The 22,978-nt window shown below is 65.7% G+C and carries 13 protein-coding genes; 9 read left to right on the top strand and 4 right to left on the bottom strand.

The features are described 5' to 3' along the window. Window positions 1-71: 71 nt before the first annotated feature. Both ACQP09_RS26370 and ACQP09_RS26365 read right to left on the bottom strand, forming a co-directional pair. Window positions 72-1,424, bottom strand: a complete 1,353-nt coding sequence (locus tag ACQP09_RS26370; protein WP_433403879.1) for a hypothetical protein — start codon at window positions 1,422-1,424, stop codon at window positions 72-74. Further along, window positions 1,421-3,562 (bottom strand): sensor histidine kinase, encoded by a 2,142-nt coding sequence (locus ACQP09_RS26365; protein ID WP_433403876.1) that lies wholly within the window; start codon window positions 3,560-3,562, stop codon window positions 1,421-1,423. Before ACQP09_RS26365 ends, ACQP09_RS26370 begins: the two co-directional genes overlap by 4 nt. An 879-nt stretch (window positions 3,563-4,441) precedes the next feature. Between ACQP09_RS26365 and ACQP09_RS26360 the strand changes: the two genes are divergently transcribed. The 7 genes from ACQP09_RS26360 (at window position 4,442) to ACQP09_RS26330 (ending at window position 18,952) form a co-directional block, all read left to right on the top strand. Then, on the top strand, window positions 4,442-7,897 hold the full coding sequence (locus ACQP09_RS26360) for a helicase-related protein (RefSeq protein WP_433403874.1): 3,456 nt from the start codon (window positions 4,442-4,444) through the stop codon (window positions 7,895-7,897). Then, on the top strand, window positions 7,897-9,795 hold the full coding sequence (locus ACQP09_RS26355; protein WP_433403871.1) for a hypothetical protein: 1,899 nt from the start codon (window positions 7,897-7,899) through the stop codon (window positions 9,793-9,795). The genes ACQP09_RS26360 and ACQP09_RS26355 overlap by 1 nt, the downstream gene beginning before the upstream one ends. Window positions 9,796-9,893: 98 nt before the next feature. Then, a complete protein-coding gene (locus tag ACQP09_RS26350; protein WP_433403868.1) occupies window positions 9,894-11,438 on the top strand; it encodes a hypothetical protein in 1,545 nt (514 codons plus the stop codon). A 185-nt stretch (window positions 11,439-11,623) separates the two neighbouring features. After that, the gene (locus ACQP09_RS26345) at window positions 11,624-13,099 is read left to right on the top strand and encodes an ATP-binding protein (RefSeq protein ID WP_433403865.1); all 1,476 of its coding nucleotides are present in this window, start codon (window positions 11,624-11,626) and stop codon (window positions 13,097-13,099) included. A gap of 63 nt (window positions 13,100-13,162) precedes the next feature. Beyond that, complete coding sequence (locus tag ACQP09_RS26340; protein WP_402450913.1) at window positions 13,163-15,943, top strand: Z1 domain-containing protein; 2,781 nt, start codon at window positions 13,163-13,165, stop codon at window positions 15,941-15,943. Beyond that, window positions 15,940-16,950 carry a PD-(D/E)XK motif protein gene (locus ACQP09_RS26335; protein WP_433403862.1) on the top strand — a complete coding sequence of 337 codons (1,011 nt, stop codon included), beginning with the start codon at window positions 15,940-15,942 and terminating at the stop codon, window positions 16,948-16,950. Before ACQP09_RS26340 ends, ACQP09_RS26335 begins: the two co-directional genes overlap by 4 nt. Next, entirely contained in the window at window positions 16,943-18,952 is a 2,010-nt protein-coding gene (locus ACQP09_RS26330) for an AIPR family protein (RefSeq protein ID WP_402450918.1), read from the top strand. Before ACQP09_RS26335 ends, ACQP09_RS26330 begins: the two co-directional genes overlap by 8 nt. Window positions 18,953-18,972: 20 nt before the next feature. On the opposite strand, the gene ACQP09_RS26325 is transcribed toward ACQP09_RS26330, so the two are convergent. Further along, window positions 18,973-19,161 (bottom strand): hypothetical protein, encoded by a 189-nt coding sequence (locus ACQP09_RS26325; RefSeq protein WP_402450920.1) that lies wholly within the window; start codon window positions 19,159-19,161, stop codon window positions 18,973-18,975. Window positions 19,162-19,216: 55 nt separating this feature from the next. Here ACQP09_RS26325 and ACQP09_RS26320 point away from each other — a divergent pair, with 55 nt between their 5' ends. Further along, window positions 19,217-19,711, top strand: a complete 495-nt coding sequence (locus ACQP09_RS26320; RefSeq protein WP_402450923.1) for a very short patch repair endonuclease — start codon at window positions 19,217-19,219, stop codon at window positions 19,709-19,711. On the opposite strand, the gene dcm is transcribed toward ACQP09_RS26320, so the two are convergent. Next, entirely contained in the window at window positions 19,626-21,608 is a 1,983-nt protein-coding gene (dcm, locus tag ACQP09_RS26315; RefSeq protein WP_433403859.1) for a DNA (cytosine-5-)-methyltransferase, read from the bottom strand. The genes ACQP09_RS26320 and dcm overlap by 86 nt on opposite strands. A gap of 431 nt (window positions 21,609-22,039) precedes the next feature. On the opposite strand from dcm, the gene ACQP09_RS26310 reads away from it, so the two are divergent. Further along, complete coding sequence (locus tag ACQP09_RS26310; protein WP_433403857.1) at window positions 22,040-22,975, top strand: DUF5655 domain-containing protein; 936 nt, start codon at window positions 22,040-22,042, stop codon at window positions 22,973-22,975. Window positions 22,976-22,978 lie beyond the last annotated feature (3 nt).

Here is a 22,978-nt window from a genome sequence, read left to right as displayed (position 1 = left end):
CGCCTCGTTACGAACCCCGATCACCACTGGCCATAACTTTCACGTCGCAGGATGATAAGATCTCACCGAATCTATTCGGAATTCCTCTCCTTACCCACCTCACCTTGACGCTCGATTATTTCGCGCGAAATCCTTTCGAGAACTGCGTCGGCATCAGGGTCATCGAACCCCATCCGCCCGGTTTGGCGATTATACCTGTTTACCAGCACCTGCGGCCACGGCGAAGCAAGTCCACTGATCCTGGTATATTCACACATCTCGGACTCCGTAGGAGTCTTCACGTGCTGGAGATCAATCAGCAGGTCCGGAACTGTGAAGAACTGTGGCAAGTGGAAGTACCGATCATGCCGCCCGAGAATAATTCTCCTGCTTTCTGCGCGCAATTCACTGGAACTCTTTTTCAGCTTCGCACGACGTTCCTTCTCTTCTCGGCTCCACCCACTACGCGGAGTAACAGCATTTTCGATGCCCTTCCACTCCGGCTCGATCATGCTCCAGGCACGAAATGGGTCGACCTCGAGAAGAGGAGCTGCGGCCACCAAAAGGTGCCGGTCCGCCTTTCCGTTTGCAAGATCACAACCGGGCGTGAGCTGGACCCAATAGCGCTGCGAAACCCCATGCAGCAGAAGATCTCCCGTGTCGAAATTCTCCCCGATGGGAGGAATCACATAGATTCGAGAGGGGTGCCAATTACTGGGCGAGGCCAGCGCGCGCCCCACAGGGCCGCGCAGGCGATCGTCTCCATCGAGAGAAAGCGTCAACTCCAGCGACCGCGTCAGACGCGCAACCAGGAAGGTGGTCTTCTCCTCAGCATCGTAGCCTCCTAGCGACGCCCACTGTTTCGAGATATCCCAGAGATACTCTCGGGTCACCTCGCGGACATGGTCGGCAAGGCCCCTCACAGCGATCGGCAACCCGCTGTCGAACGCCGCCTTCACGGCATTGACCAAAACGTCGGTGCGCTCCTCCTTTCCCACGACCTGGACGACGGGTGGCTGAGCCAAGGGCTCGACCCGCTCTGCGTATGCTGTGTAAAAGACGACTGGCACAAATCGCGTGGCCTTCAGGTTTTCCAGAATAATCTCGCCAGCGTCGTCACTGCCTTTGTCGTCACGCACATCAAGGATGACGACGTCAACTGTCTGCGCGCTCAGCACCTCCTCCGCTTGGGAGAAATCGGCGACCGGGATTACTCGCGGTGCGCGGCCATATGCGACATCCGACCGACGAATCTCGTCCTCTACATCTTTTCGATAGTCCTCATCGTCCTCCACGATGACAACGGTCCACTCAGGACTGGGGTCAGGAATCTCGACGGCCAGATGCGGAATGACTATTTCCATGCCATCGCCGTCTCCACCGTCCGGGTCGGAATCCACCTCGGCTACACCCTCTCGAGTTGCGCCATCAGGGATTTCACTCACACTCTTCTCCTAAAGGTCACCTGGAAAGCTGCTCCGCCAAGCCGACTGTCGACAAGATCAAGCACGCCACCGTAGGCGTCAGCGACACGTTCACCCACGATCGCCAGACCGAGACCGCCGCCATTCGGTTTACTGGAATAATAGGGCTCGAAGATGAGTTCACGAATTTCGGGCGGAACCCCTGGTCCACTGTCATCAACTACCAATGCCAAGGCCCCGTCTCCCAGTTTCTCCACTTTCAGCTCCACATGCCGTGAACCCTTCGGGACGTGTTGAATCCAGTAGAGAGAGTTGTCCAGCAGGTTGATAACGACCTCTTGCAGTTCGGCGGGATCAAGCGTGACGGTCTCGTCGACCCCGGTTACCGTGACATCAGCACCGACCTTTGCGGCCCGGCTCGCAAGAACGTCGACAGCCGAATTGATCGTCTCCAGCATGCTCACTTGCTTGGGCCGACCCCGCCGACGGCCTCCGAAGGGGGCAATGCGTTTGAACAGTTGGGCCAGGTAGTCCGCTTGCTTGTCGACCGTACTGACGAGGCCAACGGCATCGTCACGAAACCCACAGGCGTCAGCGCTGGCCAGCAAGCGCTCGGCATCCCGGGTAACCCGACGAATCCGTCCGACAGAAAGCTGCCCATCATGCACGACCTCGTCAACGAGTCTGCCGAGCGTGGCGAGCCTCTGATAGCGGGCAAGTACCTCGCGAACGTGCTCGACCCCTGCGTTGATCCTGCGTTCTGCGTTGGCGACCACAGCAGCCAGCGCGCGGTCGTTGGGGTGTGATTTGCGAACGGCTTCTGCGACATCAGTGATATAGATTTCGTCGAACAGGCCGCGTCCCCGGGGCTCCTCAGTCTCGCGTGCCTGTTCCCGCTGCTTGAGCCGAGCGCTCTCAAGTTCCGCAATGATCTCCGTGACGGCATCCCGCAAGCCGTCATAGGCAGGGCCCTGGAGCAGCCCCTCACGGTTCGTCTGGTCGCGCAGATCGGGGTTCCCATCTGCGGAGACACTGACAGTACCGATTATCTGCGAATTACTCAGACGCATTCGGGGATTGTTGACGCGTCGGGCATCGAGCGTGAGCCAATCGTCACCACGTTCCCCGAATGGCAGGACTCGGAACCCATCGCGGTATACGCTTACTCCAGCCCGCTGGTCGAGCAGGTCACGAAACTTCTTAGTAGACAGATTGAGTCCACCGTCAGCAGCCAGCTGTGAGATCGCGTCGCGGTCTCGGTCATAGACCCGAAGGTCGATAGAGAAAGGGCCACTAGCAAGCAGCCCATCAGTGCCCCGGTACTGCATGCTGCGGTCAATTTCCACGTGGCGCCGATACGGAGCCCGACCGGGGATCGTGATCTCCAGATCCGCTGTTCCGTCGGCTGACACGGATCCGGACAGCCGATACGGGGGGTTAATCAGTTCGGTCGGAGGCTCGATTAGCCCTGACAGCGCTTCGAATTCCCGAGGCAGCTCGAGAACGATCTCAAAGTCCTGGTTACCGTCCCCATCTGGTGGCGCAATGAGGCGAGAAAGATCCCGGCGGAGAGCAAGAAGATCTGGCTCTTCCCAGCTACGCGTCAGGCCTTCCAACAGCAGCAGCGTGCCACCTGGCCGGCTCGGCAGATCGACACGTTCCCAGAGCGCGGCCGCACGCCCGCCGTCGCGGAAGTCCTCCGCTGCTCGTTCCTTCACTTCGATCTCGACTTGGTCTAGATAAACGTCTGGATCCCTGAACTGACGCCAGTCAACTCCGACTTCGACCTCGGTCGGCTCTCCCCTCTGCCGACTGATCAAAGTCATGGAGTCAGCCAGTCGAGCAACTGCGAACCGCCCGACGCCCTTTTCTCCCAGGACGCGGCGACCGCGCGGAGTAGTTCTCGCGCCCATCCGATGCGGAGTTGCGATTTCCAACCAAGTATTCGAAACAGTCTCGGCGGTCATTCCCGACCCGTCGTCGAGGACTGCCAGCTCCCCCTGGCCTTCTCGAAGCGCACCGGAGAAGCGCAAGACCACGCAACTCGCATCGGCGTCGTAGGCGTTCTTGACCAGTTCTACAACTGCTACCGTCTCACTGCTGATGAGTTCTGTACCGATGGTGTGTAGCAACCTCGCACGAGGGCGGAGCGTCGGCATGGTGACCTCCCGGCAGCTGATGCTAGATCACCACACGGTTCCGTGTCCGCTGCGGCAGCGTTTGCGCCAGCGGTGACAACGCGGACAGCGTCCACGCGACTGGCACGGCGGGCTGGCTGCGGGGTCAGCTCCCCTTGGCCGGTGTTGCGGCATCGTCGCCCACCCATAGCGCAGGCCGAATCCGTCATGGTGGTAGCGCGGGCGTCCCTGCTCGCCGCACGGCGCGTTGCACTGGGACCATCCCCACGGAGTGCCTGCGCGATCATCATGCTCAAACGGCTCCTCGCTCGAGTAGATCCGGATCTCGTCCTCCCTGCAGGCACGCAGCGCCACCCGGCCGTCGCCGTCGCCGTCGCCGTATGCGATAGGCACAACGCCGAGACAGGCCGGTCCCGGCCAGAACTCCGAGCGGAATCTCAACTGCCCCTTCGTCGCCACGTCGGTCTTCCGCAGGCTCTCTGGTCACGGCTTCAGGCTGCTACGGCGCCGACGACTCTCGTCGTCCCGCGGATCACCTGTGATCCACCTCGGGATCCAAACGGGCAACAAGCGAACTAGTTCAAGCCAGATTCGACCAACTTGGCATACCCGCTTGTTACTTCACATGTCCAGGTCCGATGCTGCTGAGGTTCGAAGAAGCAGAAGATGTCCGGCCTTGGCGTCGTGCCATGGCGGCTTCTGACTCGCGGACATTGGAGAACCCGTGGACACCCCTGTCCTGCGGGCCGGTTCGGCATGGTCGTCATCCCCGGCACGCGCATGGAAGCCGATCCGGCGCCCCCCTCGCCAGTTCCCGAGCGACGGCACCTGCCTCGTCAGGTCCTCTTGCAGCCCCTCCCCCCTTGCGGCGGCCTCCGCCCGGACTCACGGGGAGACGCCGTGACCCCTCCCCCGTTCGAGCCGAGCGTGGCCCAGCAGACAGCGCTCGTCGAGCACCTCGTGAGCGCTGTGGTCAGCGACGCGACCGGAGAAGCCCAAGGCGACGTGTGCCTGGGCGAGCCTCCCAGTGCCCGGTACTTTATGGAGAGCCTCGGCCCTCACACCGTCGAACCCGGGGGCACGGCTCCGAGGTACGGACGCACCACTCCGGACAGCCTCGGGTTCGAGTTCGAGGCCGAGAACGCCAGCTCTGTCACGGTGAAGGCACAAGCTTCGTTCTACTACTCGGCCCTGCCGACCCGAGCCCAGCAGCTGGAGTGGGCCGGCGACCGTGAGGAGCCTTACAGGCTGGCACCGTTGTTCAAACGACTCGGTGTGACGGTCGGCCCGGTGGAGATCGTCCTGGGGCACGAGGCCGGCATGCGTAAGACCCTGGAAGCAGAGTTCCGGCACGCCTTCGCAGAGGCCGTCGAGTTGGCCCTCGGCGACCTGCGGATCGATCGCCGCGTGGGGAACGACCGCCGAGAGCGACTGGTCCCTCCTACTGCGATGGAGGACGACACGTCCTTCGAACAGTGGCTGGCCCGGGAGGTGGGTGGAGACCCCGTGGTGCCGTCCCCCGCCGCGCACGTCGTCGTCACGTCGAGGCCGGTGGCCCCCGGACGGCTCCGGGTGACCGCGACCCTGCAGAACCTAGCCACAGACCCGGTCGTGACCGTCCAGGGGCGGGGCAGTAACGCTGGGCGCAGCCGTCGCGACGAAGCGAGGGACAACGCCCTGTTCCGCGCCGGACTGGAGGTCGGGGGAGACCGCCTCCTCCCCATCGTGATGGACCTCGGGGCTGACGCCTACCGTTACTCCGGGGAGCTCGGAGCGTACGCGAACAACTGCGGTATCGGGCCCCGGTGGCACAAGGGCCGCCTCGTCTCCGTACGCAGTGTGCCCGTACCGCAGCATGACACCCACCGCGCGGTTGCCCGGACCGACGAACGCTGGGGTTACGCGGCGCTCGCGACGGACCCGCTTCCGGTTCTCGACGACCTCGCAGACGAGATGGAGGCGTATCTCGACACTCCCGCCTGGAACACGGCAGATCTCCAGGACAGGCCCGAGTTGGCCCTCCGAAAGGAATCCGACCGAAAGGCCGCCGCGCTGGAGGTCGCGCGTTTCCGCGACGGCATTGCGTGGTTGCGGCGGGACAGTCGTCTGCTGACGGCATTCCAGCTGGCGAACGAGTCCATGACAGAACTCAACACGCGCAAGAGGCGGATGAACGGTGGGTGGCGCCTCTTCCAGCTCGTGGCTATCGTCAGCCAACTCGGCGCCCTGGCCTGGCGAGAGCACCCCCAGCACCTCTTCACGCCAGGACTCTGGGGAGACGACGAAGACGTGGACCCCACCGAGGCTGCGACGGTCGTCTGGTACCCGACCGGAGGCGGTAAGACCGAGGCCTATCTGGGGCTGGTACTCGTATGCATGTTCTACGACCGAACCCGAGGGAAGAAGGTCGGAGTCTCGGCCTGGTGCCGCTTCCCCCTCCGGCTCCTGACTCTCCAGCAGACGCAGCGGCAACTCGACGTAATTGCTGCCGCTGACACCGTCCGAGACCGCAACGCCGACCGCATCAGGGAGATCGGCGGCGATCCCGGGTGGCCTTTCTTCATCGGCTTCTACGCCGGCGGTGGCAACACCCCCAACTCGCTCACGTCCGACCGCATGCTCGACCGCCTTCGGTCGAGCGAGGCAGAGCGGCATGCGTATCGACTCGTACACGACTGCCCCTATTGCGGTGAACGGTCGGTACACATCCCGCCCCCCGATCCTCAGGAACTCAGGCTCAAGCACGTCTGCGGCAACAAGCAGTGCGGCAAGGTCCTCCCGATCGTCGTGGTGGACACCGAGATCTACCGCTACCTCCCCACGGTCGTAGTCGGCACTCTGGACAAACTGGCCAACATCGGACTCTCGGACCGGTTCGGTGCGCTCATCGGCGACGTCGACTGCCGGTGCCCTCTGCACGGCTTCGGTCGCGGTGGGAAGTGCCACGAGCGTCACGCGCCAGGTCACCCGAAGTCATCACCCAGGGCCTTGGAACCGCCTCTTTACGACCCATCCCCCTCCTTGGAGATCATCGACGAACTCCACATGGTGAACGAGGAACTCGGGGCGTTCTCAGGCCACTACGAAGGGCTCCTGGCTGAGGTCCAGCGCACCCTGACGTCCAGACACCGTCCTGACGGACGAGGCGTCCGCATGAAGGTGGTCGCGACGACCGCGACCATCCGCGGCGAAGACCGCCAGAGCGAGCACCTCTTCGGCCTGAGGTCGGTCGTGGTGCCTCTCCCCGGGCCCAACCTCGACGAGAGCTTCTACTGGCGCCTCGACCGAAGCCTTCCCCTGCGTCGCTTCGTCGGGGTCATGCCGACCCGGGGGACGGCCGAGATGACGCTGGTCAGGATCCTGACGTCCGCCCACAGGGCTCTGTGGAAACTTGAGCAGCGCCGTGGCCTTCCACCCGCTCTCGCAGCATGGCCGGAGGAGGAGCTCCGTACGCTCGTCGACCTCTACCGCACGAGCCTCACATACGCCACCACGCTCGTCGACTTCGGTCGTATCCGCCGTTCGCTGGACACCCAGGTCAACGAGGCGCTCCGCAGGGAGGGCTTTCCGGATCTCCGCGTGGCCGAGCTGAAGGGCGAGACGCGCTTGGACGAGGTACGTGGCGTCCTGGACGACCTGAGCAGTCCCAACGGCGACACGGGCATGGTCGTGGCGACGAGCATGGTGAGCCACGGGGTCGACGTGGACCGGTTGAACCTCATGCTGTTCAACGGCATGCCCAGGTCCATGGCGGAGTACATCCAGGCATCCTCACGAGTGGGCCGCGCCTACCACGGCCTGGTGTTCATGCTCTTCAACCCGGTCAGAGAGCGGGACCGCTCGCACTACAGGTACCACGGCAAGTTCCACGAGTACCTGGACCGCATGGTCGAACCAGTGGCGATCAACCGCTGGAGCCGGTTCGCGGTACGCAGGACCCTCCCGGGGATACTGATGGGCCATCTCCTCCAGATCGCCAACCGCGACTGGTGGCGTGCGGGTAACGCGCCGGGGCACCTGCACGACCTCTCGAAGATGCAGGCAGCTCTCCGTGATCCCTCTCTCGGGGGCCTTGAAGGTGTCCAGCTCACCGAACTGCTGGAGGCACTTCACTCGGTCTTCCAGTCGGATCGCCCGGAAGGACAGGAGCTCCGCAGCGATCTCGAGGAGATGGTGGAGCACGCCCTGGCCAGTCTCCGCTCCGCAGGTGCCTCTGCCGCTCTCGCTGGCGGGAACAACCGGGGATACCGCGCGACGGGAGACTACCTGGGCCTCGAGTGCCGGCCCATGACGAGTCTCCGCGACGTCTCCGAGGGCATCCCGTTCCACATCGTGTCCGACGGCCGGAGGTCGTGATGGCGTTCAACCCGAGGAACGACGAGATGGCCCGCGGCCGGGGCCAGGTCCTCTACCGGTACCGCCCAGGCCAGACCTTCGACCACCGCGGCGGCTACACCGCACAGGTAGTGCAGATCGGGCGTGACGAGGAGTTCGACGGACCCTCACTCGATCGTCAGCACCTGATCCAGGAAGCCATGCGGTTCGTTCGCAGATGGCGGGCCGCTGGCCGTGCCTTCGTCGCCGGATCCGACCGGGCGCCGGAATTTCCCGGGGACGAGGACCGGCTCGCCGATCGCCACTACGAGGTCGTGGTCCCGGGCAAGGTCTTCTGTCGCATCTGGCCTCGGGTGGTGCGCTGTTCCAGTGGAGGATGCGGACACGTCTGGACGGCCAGTGACCCGCGGCCCGGAACCGACGACTGGCCGCCGGCCTGCCCTGCCTGCGGCAGTGTCGGCGGCAATCGGCAGCTCCAGTTCGTCTTCGCGCACAAGTGCGGCGAGACGTCGCCCATGTACCCGCCGAGCAAGTGCCCCAGAGGCCACACCCGGTTCAGGCTCGACGACCGCGCCAGTCGGTTCCGTGACTTCCGATGGGAGTGCATGACCTGCGGTTTCCCCCTGGGCGTGCAGTGGAGCTGCAACAACTCCTCATGCAGTTACCCGGACAAGTTCATGAACCCTCTCCTGCACACCGCAGGGACCGCGCATGTCGGCCAAGGCCTGACCCTCGTCAACGTGACCACGACCGAGGAAGCGACCCGTCAGAGCAACCCCCTCTACACGGCGGCCGTACTCGGCTGGTGGCTGGGAGAAATCACCGAGGACGAGTTCCGACGAGTCACGGACGGGCACACGGTTGACGTCCCTGACGAGGTCGTCCAGAGCATCCGTGTGATGGAGGACGCCGGCCTGCACGACCAGGCGCGTGCCCTGCGGGCACGCTTCATGCCGGTCGAGATGGACCACCTGCGGGACCGGGTGGGCAAGGCTCTGGGACTCGACACCGAGAGCGACGACGCCCGCGGGCTCGCAGCCGAGCTTCACACCTACCGTCGCGTCCTCAACCTGGAACGCCTCGGCGTCCCTCGTCTGCAACGAGAAGCACGCAACGCCGAGCGACGAGCCCTGTACGAACGCTACCCCGGCGTCCTTGCGGCTGCCGGCCTGGGCCGGGACACCTGCCTGGTGAGCGATCTCCCCATCACCTATCTCGCGATCGGCTACAGCCGGACCGGTTTCAGCCCCGAAGAGGCGGATCTCGTGCCCTACCGGGGACGCGCTTCGCGGGGCGCCCCCGAGAAGACCCTGCTCTATGCACACCCCACCCAGGCAGAGGCTCTGCTCTTCCCGGTGGACCGGGATCGGGTGAGTCGTTGGATGGTCCGCAACGAGCTCATCAGCCAACGTACTCTCGACGATGCCGGAGGCGTCGCCCAGTGGCTGGTGCACCAACTCGGCCCGAGCGACGGCAAGGCCCTCTCCCACGAGACACGCCCGGCACCGGGACATCCCGACCTCCCCGTCCACGAGCTGTTCGGCCTGGTCCATTCCCTGTCGCATCAGCTCCTGCGTGCGCTGGCGGTCGACAGCGGATACAGCGAGACCAGCCTGTCCGAGTACCTGTTCCCGTACGACCTGGCATTCGCCATCTATCCCAACGGTGGGAGCGAGTTCAGTCTCGGTGCCATGCGGACCGTGCTCGAGCAGAACCTCGACGCGGTCGTGAGCCGGGCCGTCGACAACGACTCGTGTCTCTACGACCCCAACTGCATGATCACGAACGAGGGCGCCGACCACGGCTGCCTCCAGCTACCCGAGACCGCCTGTCAGTCCTGGAACAGGAACCTCTCCCGCTGGCACCTGTTCGGTTCTCCGGATGGCTCGAGAGTCGGGTACTGGGACCCGACTCTGTGAGCGCCCGGTGGGGGCCCTTTCTCGGTCCTTCCCCCACCACCCTCCTGCCCGCTGTCGTAGTGCCCGTTGACCGCTGACCGTGCACGAATGGAGCATGCGTGAAACCCGAACTGGACCTGCTGGACACCATTGCCGGCGCTCGCGACAAGGTCCGCACGCTGCCGGGCTGGGGCTCAGGTCCGGACCGGATCTACGATCTGCTCCGGACCGCGACGAAAGTGCGCGCGATGGAGATCAGCTCAGGAGTGACGAGCGAACTGCCCTGGGAAAGCGTCCTCGCCCAACTTGTCGTCTGGCACCACGACTATCCCGTCGGCACGGGTACCTGCCGGGTAGAGGACGCAGCCGAGATCGTCCTTGCCGCTGCGGCGGCCCATCGGTTGGACCTTCTGGAGACAGGCGTGCGGAGTGGCGCCTACCGAGTCCGCAAGACCGGAGGCGACTTCCGAGTGCGTCACAGCTGGGACGTGTCGGCGGAGGTGGCCGACATGCTCCTCGAGCACGACGCGCGCCCCACACGGGTACCGGAGTTGTCGATGGTGGAACGTCGGTGGATCGCCACCCGGCCCGTCGGTTCCAGAAGCGGCCCACCATCGGAGGTTCTTCGTGCGTCCGTTGGACGTGCCACCGAGACGATCGATGCGTACCGCCGGTCGGTGCCCGAGGGGCAGATACCGGACAACTTCCCCCTGGGCGACGGAATGACCGCTGGCGACATGATCAGCATTCTGGCCGTGATCATGGGGATTGCCTCCCTGAGTGAGCACACGGCACACAGGCTGTCCCGGTTGGAGGCCACCCTCGTCGACATGCCGGCTTCCAGGTTGATGTCTCTCATCGCGACGATATGCCGGAGTATCTCGGAGGCTCACCAGACCTTGGTGGTGGAAAGACTCACCTACCGTCCCGGTCGCTCTTGCAGGACCTCGCCGTTGATCCGGCATGGCGAGGTCGTGATCATCTGCCCGCCCCTCGTGACCCCGAGAGCAGTGGATCCGATCATGCTGCGTTCGGCTGCTCGTGACTACAGGCGGTTCGGCCCGGTAGGAAGGGAGCAGGGTGAGCGCGCGACGGCCTGGGCCACCTGGATGCGTACCATCCCAGGCACTCTGGTCGCAGAACTGGTTCCGGCGGCCAGAACCGACGGCAACCCTGCTGGCGATCTGGACGTGATCATCGTGGATCCGGTCAAGCGCCTGGGCCTGTGCCTCGAGATCAAGTGGCCGATCGAAGCTCTTTCTCTGCACGAGGTCATGAAGGTCGAGAACTGGATCACGTCCGCGGCCCAGCAGTTGGACCGCCTGAGGGAGGAACTCCGGGCAGGCAGCGCCACCGCCCAGATGCCGGCCGAGTGGCCTGCGTTCGGTTCCGTCGACTGGACCTGGTGTGTCGGCACCCCTCAGCAACTCAGTACGCGCCCTCTCCCCGTGCCGGACATGTACGCCACATCACTTCGGTACGTACAGGCGCTGGGGGCCCCACCCGACCTCGATGCCTTGGTGACAGCCCTGACCAGGCCGGACCTCCCCGTCGACGGGGTGCATTTCGACGTACGGAGAAGATCGTTTCCTGTGGGGCGGCACCAAGTACATCTGGATGCAATCCAGGTACGCACCACCGATTGGCGCCCACGCCTGGGATAGCCAGAGCACTATCGGTCTGCTCCTCACGAGGGGCAGATCCGGACCGGGGGGCGACGAGGAGTATGGATGGCGCCCATCGCCTCGCGTCGGCAGGACATCCCGCTCGACCACCCGCCCTTGGCCGAACGGCGTGGGTGGATAATCCCAACCAGTATCAGAAACCGGAAGCAGGCCGGAAACTCAGCATGATGTACGACATCGCGGCTCCGGAGCCGGCGGGCATGGTCGCCTCGCTCAGTTCGCTCGGGTACTCGTTGCCTGCCGCCATCGCGGATCTCGTCGACAACAGCGTCTCCGCTGGGGCGTCAACCATCGACGTCGAGTTCACCTGGGCCGGACAGGACTCGTGGATCGCCGTTGCAGACGATGGTGCCGGGATGACCGCCAGCGAGCTGGTGACCGCCATGACTGTGGCCGCGCGCGGCCCTGCGACGCCACGCAGCTCGACGGATCTGGGGCGCTTCGGCGTCGGACTCAAGTCGGCGTCCTTCTCACAGGCCCGGCAGCTTACGGTCGCCACCGCCACCTCCGACGAGTGGCACGTGCGCACGTGGGACCTCGACGTCGTCGAGTCGTCTGGCGAGTGGCGGCTGCTCCGCGGCGCGGACGAGGCGACCACCGGGCTGCTGGAAAGGATCCGGGGGACGGCAGGCCACGGCACAGTCGTGTTGTGGCGTCGCCTCAACGGCTACCACGTCGACGCGGTGACGGTGGAGGACGAGCGGACCCAGAAGCAGTTCTACGCGGAGGCCGCCCGCACGGAGTCCCATCTGGGAATGGTCTTCGCGCGGTTCCTCGTCGGAGGCCGCCGCCGCAACCTCCGGGTATCCGGTTCCCCCGTCGAGCCCTGGGACCCCTTCCTGTCCCGCCACCCGTCCGTACAACCGCTTCCCGTCGAGCGCCTGCCCCTGGGATCGGGTTCCGTCCGGGTGGAGGCGTTCGTCCTCCCCAGCGCGCAGAGGCTCGCCCCAGCCGAGTACGAGAAGGCCGGCGGTCCGCGTGGCTGGCTCGACCAGCAGGGGTTCTACGTGTACCGCCGGGACCGTCTGATCCTGGCGGGCGACTGGCTCGGACAGCGCGGACTACGTCGCGAGGAGAAGTACAACCTGGCGCGGATCGCCGTGGACATCCCCGCCGAGACAGACGTCGAGTGGAGTGTCGATGTCCGGAAGTCCAGCGTCGTCCCGCCCGTCGCCTTGCGTTCCCACCTCCGTCGCATCGCCCTGCAAGCCAGGAAAAGGGCTGCCGACGTACTGCGCTACCGGGGGCAGATCGCGGCGCGCACGCATGGGGATCCGCTCCTCTACGCCTGGAACGTCCGTCGTGTCGACGACCGGGTCACCTGCAAGGTCAACCGGGGGCACCCCCTGGTGAAGGCAGCTCTGCGTCCTGGCGCTGCAAGCTCGGACGACGTGCGCGCCCTGATCCGTCTGCTTGAGGAGACCGTGCCGGTCACCGCCCTCCGCGTGATGCACGAGACGGACACCAGCGACGATCCCGAGCCGTTCGGGGGCCCCGGCCCCGCCGACTCCGGGGCCACAGAGGTCGCACAGCGGATCTACGAGGCACTGGTCTCGGACGGCCGCTCGCCTGCGGCGGCTCGCGAACGCCTGCGAACGATGCCCCCCTTCGACCAGATGCAGGGATTCTGGAACGGATGAGCCCGTTGTCAGTGGCCCCGCATAGCCTGCCCCATGCCGTTCCCGCCCAGCCGGAGGTCTGCTGTGAGTTCCACCCCCGATGACTCCTCGGAGTCCCTTGCCAAGGCCCGTCGTCTGGTTCTCGCACTGCTGTCGCAGGACCGCCAGCCGACGCCGGACGAAGTACAGAGCGCGGTCACCGTGATCTTCGGGATGCTGGCTGGCCAAGGCGAGGTTCTCGACCGTGACCAGCTGGCCAAGGAGATCGAGGTCCTGACAGCGGTCTTCCAGGAAGGCTCCTCCGGCCTGGAGAGCGACAGCGGACACGAGCCGTGGCTGCCGGAGGCGAAGAACGACCGGGCGTGGGACTTCTGGGAGCGCTACCGGCGGTACTTGGAGGACGTCCGCAACCTCCCCCCGCTCGTCGTACGTCGGCTGGACCAGAGCACGGACGAGGTCCTGAGTCAGCTCGAGGATCCGCACCGTGCCGACTCTTGGCGGCGAACAGGCCTTGTGATCGGGCAGGTCCAGTCGGGCAAGACCGGCCAGTACATCGGTCTCGCCGCGAAGGCCGTGGACGCGGGATACCAGTTCGTGGTGATCCTCGCCGGCATCCACAACGACCTCCGCAGCCAGACCCAGTTGCGTGTCGACGAGGGGCTCCTGGGGTTCGACACCCAGCACCAGCAGCGATCCAACCAGAACGGGAAGTCCCGGCTCATGGGTGCCGGCCGGATGCCCGGCGTCAAGAAGCTCGACATCGCCTCCCCCACCAACAGCTCGGAGAAGGGCGACTTCGGTCGACAGGCGGCCAACGCCATCAACTTCCCGCTCGGCCGCTTCCCAGTGGTTCTCGTCGTCAAGAAGCACTGGAAGATCCTCGAGTACCTGCGGACGTGGGTGACCGAGGTCCAGGGCACGGAGGACGAGACGGGAAGCAAGGTCGTACGCGACATCCCGCTGTTCGTCATCGACGACGAGGCGGACAATGCCTCCATCAACACCGAGCGCGACCCCGACGCGGATCCGACCAAGACCAACGGTGCGATCCGCGAACTCATGAAGAGCTTCGAGAAGTCGGCATACGTCGGGTACACCGCCACCCCGTTCGCCAACATCTACATCGATCCCGACGTCGACCACGCCGAACTCGGCGCCGACCTCTTCCCCGACAGCTTCATCCGCACCTTGCCCTCCCCGACCAACTACCTCGGTCCGGAGCGGGTTTTCGGGCTTCGGACCGACAACGACGACGAGGAGGACGTTCCCCCTCTGCCCCTCGTACGGCCGGTGGCCGACTCCGACAGCTGGATCCCGAGTAAGCACAAGTCCTCCTTCGTCCCCTCCGACGACCTTCCTCGGTCCCTCCGCGAGGCGATCGACTCGTTCGTCCTCGCCAGCGCTGCACGAAGGGTGCGGGGCCAGACGAAGGTCCACAACTCCATGCTGGTGCACGTCACCCGCTTCACGGCGGTCCAGGGGATCGTCCGCGATCAGGTGGACGACTACCTGCGCCTCCTCGTGGACTCCCTCCGCGATCGGTACGGGCAGGCAGCGCAGCGCACGACCGAGCTCCGCGCCCTGTGGGAACGGGACTTCGTACCCACCACGGGCCACTTCCCCGCAGACGAAGCCCGGCGCGTCACATGGGAGGACGTGTCGAGCCAGCTGGTGCCCGCGCTGCGGAAGATCGTGGTCAGGACGGTGAACGGTGCCTCCCGCGACGCGCTCGACTACTACGAGCACCGCAGGACCGGTCTCTCCGTCATCGCGATCGGGGGCCAGAAGCTCTCCCGGGGTCTCACCCTGGAAGGGCTGACCGTCAGCTACTACCTGCGTACGTCCAGCACGTACGACACTCTGCTCCAGATGGGTCGCTGGTTCGGATACCGGCCAGGGCACGAGGACCTCTGCCGCCTGTACACCACGCCTGGCCTGCAGGCGAAGTACATCGAGGTGACCGCTGCGACCGACGAACTACGGCGTGAGGTCGAGGAGATGGCGGCGTTGGATCTCAGCCCGCGGCACTTCGGGCTGAAGGTCCGTGCTTCCTCGCTCGGCCTCGCGGTCACGGCTGCCAACAAGATGCGCCAAGGAACGAAGGTCATGCTCAGCTACTCCGGGGAGGGGCCGGAGACGGTGATCTTCAACCTCTCCGACGGGGTCCCTGAGCACAATCTCAAGGTCCTCGGGGACTTCGTCCGGAGACTCGACGGTCACACCGCCGGTCAGCAGGGAACACCGGGTGCCAACGTGGAGTGGGCACAGGTGACCTCCGATGCGGTCGTGGACTTCCTCAGTCGTTACGAGACGGACCGCATGGCGCAGAGGGTCCGCCCCCGCTTCATCGCGAAGTACATCGAACAGTGCATGGCCGTGGGGGAGCTTCCGATGTGGAAGGTGATCCTCGTCGGCAAGAGGGCGGCCACGGACCACCAGGACGTCTCCGGTCACATGGTGGGGCCCGTGGAGCGCACAGCGCTCAACGACGTCGAAAGGGACGGCCGTTACACGATTCGCCGCCTGCTCAGCCCTCCCGACGAGTACCTCGACCTTGATCCGGACCAGGTCACAGCCGCCCTTGAGGCGACGCAGAAGGCCGCAGCCATCAAGAAACGGGAGAAGGTACCCCAGTCCCCTTCAGGCGATCACCTCCGCTGGCAGCGCCGACCCGACCAGGCACTGCTGCTCGTCTATCTCGTCGAGCGGCCGACGACCGAGGACGGTCCGGCTCAGCCGCCACTGGTGGGCTTCAAGGTGAGCTTCCCCCTCTCGGAGCACCAGTCCGACACCGAGTACGTCGTCAACAGCATCTGGCAGAAGGAAGGCCTGGACGCCTTCGACGACGAGGAGGATGGGGAATGACCATCACCGAGGCGGAGTGGCGCGACCTGGAGGCACCGCAGGAAGCCCCCGGCCGGTCCCGCATCCGCCTGCATCCCGACGCCCCGCTGGACGTCTTCCTGTCCGTCTCCCATCCGGCACAGCGGCGCATGCTCGTGCTCAGGACCGACGCCCGCTCAGCGGACCACATCGTGCGGACCGTGACCCGGTTGCCCAGCGCAGCCGGCCTGGAGATGAACCTCAGCGCTGTGTCACGTCTCGAGTACGAGCTCCAGGTGGTGCTCACCGCGGACGAGCTTCGCGAGGTGTTCAACCCTCTCGTCACCGACGTCGCCGACACCGTGAGGGAAGCCCCCGGGGCCGCAGCCGCTCTGACAGCCGCCGTGGAGAGGTTCGAGCGGTGGCAGGACCTCCTGCGCGCCGTGGGCAGGGACGGTCTCGGCCCCGAGGCCCGTCTCGGGCTTGTCGGCGAGCTCCTGCTGCTGCGCGACCACATCCTGCCCGTCGTCGCGCCAGCCCAGGCCGTCGACTCCTGGGCGGGGCCGAGCGGGGCCAACCAGGACTTCCAACTGCCCGGAGTCGCCGTCGAGACGAAGGCCAGCGCAGCCAAGCGTCCCCGAAGCATCCGAATCGCCAGCGAACGCCAGCTGGACGACACGGGAACGCCCTCGCTCGTGTTGTCCCTGGCTATGCTCGACGAACGTCGAGGCGGTTCGGGGGCGAGCCTGAACCGCTTGGTGGACGGGATACGCCAGCAGCTCACCAGCCCCGTCGTGCGCGCCTCCTTCGACGGTCGACTCGTTCGGGCCGGGTATCTCCCCGGGCACCGAAACCTGTACGAAGAGCCTCGGTACACCCTCCGTGACCTACGTTTCTGGCACGTACGGGAGGATTTTCCGAGAATCGTCGAGGCAGATCTCCCCGAGGGTGTGGGCGACTGCACGTACAACTTGAGCATCTCGGGGCTGGACCAACACCGCGCATCGACCGACGAGGTGACTGCATTGATCGGGGGAACCCATGCCTGAGCTGGACCTGTCCCAGTACGCCCGCGACCTCGTCGCTGACGTGCAGGCGACAGCCGACGCCGAGAGAACCACCACTCCGGAGACGTTCACGCGGCGTGTGTTCGAGGACCTGGAGCAGGCTGGCATCGCGTCCAACACGTTCACGGCGTTTCACGGTGCACACGGTCACCTGGTTCACGGCTACGCCATCGGGGACTCCGGAGAGTGCCTCGACCTCTTCGTCACGGACTTCGACTTGGAGCCGCTGGCATCCAAGCTCACGAAGGGGCAGACCGAGACCGCCTTCAAACGGCTCCTCACCTTCGTCCGTCGGTGCCAGGACGGCCTGCGCCAGCACATCGACGAGTCCTTCGACGTCTACGACATGTGCGCGGCCGTGGAGAAGGCGCTCACCGAAGTGCGCAGGATACGGCTCTTCCTCCTGAGCAACCGCGTCGGCACCAGCACCACAGTCGCACCCACCGACTTCGACGGCCTCCCCGTGACCCACGAGGTGTGGGATCTGGCACGGCTGCACCGCCACGCGACCTCCGGCAGCATCAGCGAACCCATCGTCGTCTCGTTCGTCCCTCCGCTACCCTGCGTCGCAGCGTCCAGCAGCGAGCCCGACCACTCGGTGACCATGGCCGTGATCCCCGGGGAGAGGCTCGCCGAGCTCTACGGGGAGTACGGGACCAGGCTCCTCGAACTGAACGTCCGTTCCTTCCTGCAGGCCCGCGGGTCAGTGAACCGTGGCATCCGGGAGACCTTGCTGAACTCCCCCGGCAGGTTCCTGGCGTACAACAACGGCATCACGGCGACCGCTTCGCAGGTCGACTTCGCCTACGACCCGGAAGGCAGGCCCACGGGCATCTCCCGCGTGCACGGGCTCCAGGTCGTGAACGGCGGGCAGACGACAGCCTCTCTGCACTACGCCTCCAGCCGCGACAAGGCGGACCTGTCGCACGTGGCCGTGCAGATGAAACTGACGGAGGTCTCCCCGGAGCGACTCTCGGAGATCGTCCCGATGATCTCCGAGTACTCGAACACCCAGAACCGCGTGACGTTGGTCGATTTCAGCTCGAACCACGAGTACCACGTGGCCGTACAGCGGATCACCCGATCTCTGTGGGCGCCGGCGACGGACGGCAGTGGTCAGGAGACCCACTGGTTCTACGAACGGGCGCGCGGCCAGTACACCGACGAGGTGGCCAAGGCCCGGACGCCCGCGAAACAGCGCACGTTCAAGAAGCTCAACCCGACGAAGCAGAAGTTCACCAAGGCGGACCTCGCGAAGTACGCCAACTCCTGGAACCACCTTCCGTTCCAGGTCAGCCGTGGCGCACAGAAGAACTTCGCCGTGTTCATGGATCGCATCGGCGATGCGCCCCCGCGCGTCGACGTCCAGTACTGCCAACGCGTGATCGCCATGGCCATCCTCTTCAAGGCTGTCGACCGCATCGCGGCGAACCACGAGGCCGGCAGCTACAAGAGCATGATCACGACATACACCATGGCCCGTCTGTCGCTCGCGACGGAACAGCGCATCGACCTCGACAGAATCTGGCGAGAGCAGCAGGTCTCCCCGGCCGTCGAGGCGGCGATCGACGATCTCTGTCCCAGGGTGATGCGGGCGGTGACCAGGCCGCGCGAGGGCAACCACGTTGGTGAGTGGGCGAAGAAAGCCGTCTGCTGGGACGCCGTCTCCCGCGTGTCCTGGTCCGTGCCCGGTGACCTGGAGAGGGAACTCCTCGATCGTCCGCTGAACGAGGAAGCTCTCGCAGGGGGCTCGGAAGGCGGCCAAGGGGCACGCGCCGAGGTGGCGTCCGTTTCGGCGGACGAGTGGTACGCCGTCGAACGATGGGCGAAGGAGACGCACAACCTGGATCCCTCGCAGCGCCAGCTGGCGCAGTACGTCGGCAGGCGACTCGAACTCGACCAGGAGATCCCCGAGCCACAGGCGGTACAGGCACTGCACGCGCGCAACGAGGCGCTGTCTCTGGGGTTCGTCTCCAGTCCGTAGGACTGACTGATCGTCGGCCTTCAGAGCTCCCCGCGCTCGAGGAGATCCCCCACCGCGTCCTCGGCGCGGCGGAGCACGATCCGCCCGTCTCCGTCGCTGAAGGCCAAGAGGTCCGACCCGAGTGAGATGCCCGACTCCGCGAGCAGGCCGATGGGGAGATCGACCCGACCATGATCGTCGACACGGAGTTCTGCAGGTTCACGAAGCATGGGACGAGTGTGGCACCCTCGCACTCGTAGGCCGACGACGGGCTGGGGCTGAGGTATGGCAGCACGCGAGGACACCACGAGCGCGGAGTGGGTCAGCACCGAGCTGAGCGGCCATCTTCGCGGTCGGCGCGCCCGCGACACGAAACCGGAGGTGGCCCTCCGGCGTGCCGTTCACCGGCTCGGCCTCCGGTTCCGTCTACAGCGGAAGGTGGCTGCCCGTTGCACGGCGGACTTCGTCCTCCCCAGGTACAACGTGGCGGTGTTCGTCGACGGGTGCTTCTGGCACGGTTGCCCTGTGCACGGCCCGAAGACGTTCCGCGGCCCGAACGCCTCCCTTTGGGAAGCGAAGATCGAGACCAACAAGGACCGCGACCGCCGGAACACCGCAGCAGCCGAGGCCGCTGGCTGGGCCGTCGTCCGTGTCTGGGAGTGCGAGATCCGGGCAGACGTCGAGCGCGCTGCGCTCAGCGTCGCCCGGCAGTGCGACCGGGCTCGCGAGCCTGCGTCGGCACCGTCTCCCGTCCATGCGTCCCAGTCAACGCGTCCGTGAACAGGTCTCCCGAGACGCTCTCCCTGGCAACGCAGTACTTGCTCAGGGGGCACACGTCGCAGACGGGCTCCTTGGCTCTGCAGAAGCTGCTACCGATGAGGCGGAGCGCAGCCATGCGGAGTGGTGCGTCCTTACCGGCTCCGACAAGCTTCACCAAGTCGACTCGCCCGTCACTGAGTCTGTTCGTGCGGTCCGACTCGCTGCCGTGCAGCCGGGCGGCAACACGCAACGCCCCTTGCCCGACCCACAGAAGGTCCTCGCCGACCAACAACCGGTAGACCGTCACCTCAGCCGGCTTCAGCTTCAGGTACTCGCGGACCCTTTCCTCGTCGCCCCAAGCACTCTTTTTGCCCACCATCACGGTCAGCCGGGCAACTCGCGCCTTCACGGCCTCGGAGGGCGCCGCCGCGGTAAGTGCCTCGAGCGTGGACTTGCTCAGGGACGTTCGCCCTCGCACCACCTCGACCATCGCTGCCAGGTGGGACGACTGCATCCTGGTCCCGGAGAGTATGGCCACCACAGCAGCCTGCAACCCGGACACCTGCCCGCCCGGAAGCTGGTACCAGTCCTCCGAATCACGCCGTCCTTCGGCCCATGCGGTCAGGTCCCTCCGCACCGCACGCCAGTGCGGCTGAATTCCGCCGTCGACCGACTGCACGTCACTTACGGGCAGCAGGGCTTCGGCCGCAGCCTCACCCAGGAGGGGCGGCACCGCATTGCCGATCTGGCGGAAGGCGTCACTGCGGGTTCCGGCGAAGCGGAACCTGTCCGGGAAGGTCTGCACCCGCGCCGCCTCCCGCACGGTGAGGGTGCGCGGCTGCTCCTGGTCCGGATGGATGTACCAGTAGCCGTCCTTGGCGATGTGAGCGGTGATGGACCTGCTGAGGTCCGACCAGTCGAGCTTCTTGTACTTGTCCGTGAAGTGGTCAGCCTTGTAGCGCTGTAGTTCAGGGGAGATCTGCGAGTACAGGGTCTTGGAGTCCATGCTGGAGAAGATCTCCGCATCGTCCTTCCGGACCCGTCGGGTCATGTGGTCCCAGACCCGGTCCCTCGACGCCCACTTTCGCATGTCGAGCGCGAACTTGGAGAGCTTGGCCGGCTTGACATACGGCAGTTCGCGCTGCCCGACACGCTCCGTGGGAACGACGGGCAGAACTGGCAGGTCACCGATCGCGTCCCGCAGTGTGGTCCGCTGGTCGTGCTCCAACTCCTCCCGCCAGCCGAAGCGCTCCACGTCGTTCCTCGCCAGCAGGATCAGACGCTTCCTGTGCTGCGGAACGCCGTAACGCCACGCATCGACGAGGCGTACCTGCGTCGCGTAGCCGAGCTCCTCCAGCTGCTCCTCGATAGTGCGCACCACGAAGAAGTCGTCGCCAAGGCCCATGTCCGGCACGTTCTCCATGAGGACCGCGCGCGGCCGGAGGCGCTTCACGACATCAAGGTAGGCGCTCCACAGTTCCTTGCGGCGATCGTGGGGATCGCGCCCGTGATGTTCCACAAGGCTGCGGATCTTACTTCGGCCTGCCCTGCTGAACGGCTGGCAGGGCGGGCCACCGGCCACGAGGTCGATCTTGGCCGGAGCCAGTACGTCCACGAGCCTGTCCCGCTCGTCGGGATTGCCCAGGTCCATGCGAAGACTCATACCCGGGAAGTTCGCGGCGTGCGTCTGGAGAGCCCGCTCGTCGAAGTCGACCGCGGCCGCTACCGTCCAACCTGCTCGTTCCAGTCCGAGACTCAGGCCCCCCGCTCCGGAGAAAAGGTCTACGGCCAAGCGCTTTCCGGCGCCGAAGCCACCGAGCCACTTACCGAAGTTCTCGGGCCTGCAGCTGTTCCTGTGACGCTTGAGCTCCAGGCTGTCGCTCCGCTCTAGGGGCACCCCGTAGTGCTGCCTGCGCACAGTGCGAACCTCCATTGGACGAGAAGAACGAGCACCAGGAGATCACACATCCTCTGGCAAGATCAAGAATCCGGCGTCTACCTCGGAGAACAAGACCGCTCGGGACGCCACAGGCGCACCAAGGATATTACGTGCCCCCCTCGCCCGCAGGCGAAAGCAGCCCCCTAACCACTCCAGAGATGACCAATCATACGGATATGCACTGACAAGATCACCGAAGCGGTTACACGTTGATTTCCTGCGGCCAAGCGTCACCTGTGAGGGGACTCCTCGCACAGGGGTGAAGCTGCTCCACCCCGGCACCTCGACGAGCTCGTACCGCTGGTTGATCACGCCGTGCGGCAGCGTCCCACGACGAGCGGATCCCGTGGCCTGGAATAGCAGCGCCCGGTCCGATTGCTCTCCTGATCTGATCACAAGAGGAGACGCGTGTGGCCGATCTGTTGCTGTTCCAGCAGGGTGCCGACGGCCGAGACATCAAGCTAAGAGGCTTGAGGGTGGCCCTGGAGGTGGAGCTGCAGCGGCGTGTCGAGGCCGGTCTGGAGCAGATGCTCGGCATCCGCTTCCTGGCTTCGGAGTACTCGACGGGACCGTGGCATCGGGGGCGGATCGACACCCTGGGGCTGGACGAGAACGGGGCCCCGGTGGTGATCGAGTTCAAGAAGGGATCCGACAGCGGGGTGCTGTCGCAGGCAGTCTCCTACCTGTCCTGGCTGGACTCGGCGCACCACGAGTTCGAGGCGCTCGTACGGAGGGTGCTCGGCGCGGAGGCCGCCGAGTCGATCGACTGGCGTCGACCGCGGATGGTCTGCATCGCGGCCGGCTTCTCCCACCACGATCGCGTGGCCGTGCAGCGACTGCCCGGGCGGATTGACCTGGTGCGCTACCGCGTCTTCGACGGCGGCCTGCTGAGCCTGCTGCTCGTCGACTCCTCGCCCGGCTCCCCGAACCCGGCTGCGTCCCGGCGGCACCGGGAGCGGGAGGCCGCAGTCGTCAGCGCGCCGACGGTGCCAGCCGGTCCAGCGCCGGGAAGCGCCAGCCTCGTCCCGGAGTGCCTGCGGGACCTGTACGCGGAACTGGACGACGCCCTGACGGCGTGGGGCGAGGTCGAGGTGGCAGCGCTTCGGCATTACATCGCCTACCGGCGGCTGGTGAACGTGGCATCGGTGCTGTTCCGTCCGAGGCACGAGGCGATCCTGGTCTACCTCAGACTCGACCCGGGCTCGGTCGTGCTGGAGGAGGGCTTCTCCCGGGACATGCGCGGCATCGGGCACCTGGGCACCGGGGACGTGGAGGTGCGCCTCGCTTCGGCGGGCGACCTGGAGAGGGCAACACCGTTGATCCGGAAGGCGTTCGAAGCGGCCTGACGT

This window comes from Streptomyces sp. CA-146814 (genome assembly GCF_050942385.1).
Taxonomy (GTDB): domain Bacteria; phylum Actinomycetota; class Actinomycetes; order Streptomycetales; family Streptomycetaceae; genus Streptomyces.
Note: the sequence above shows the minus strand (reverse complement) of the source record. Positions and strands in the feature narration are given on the sequence as shown.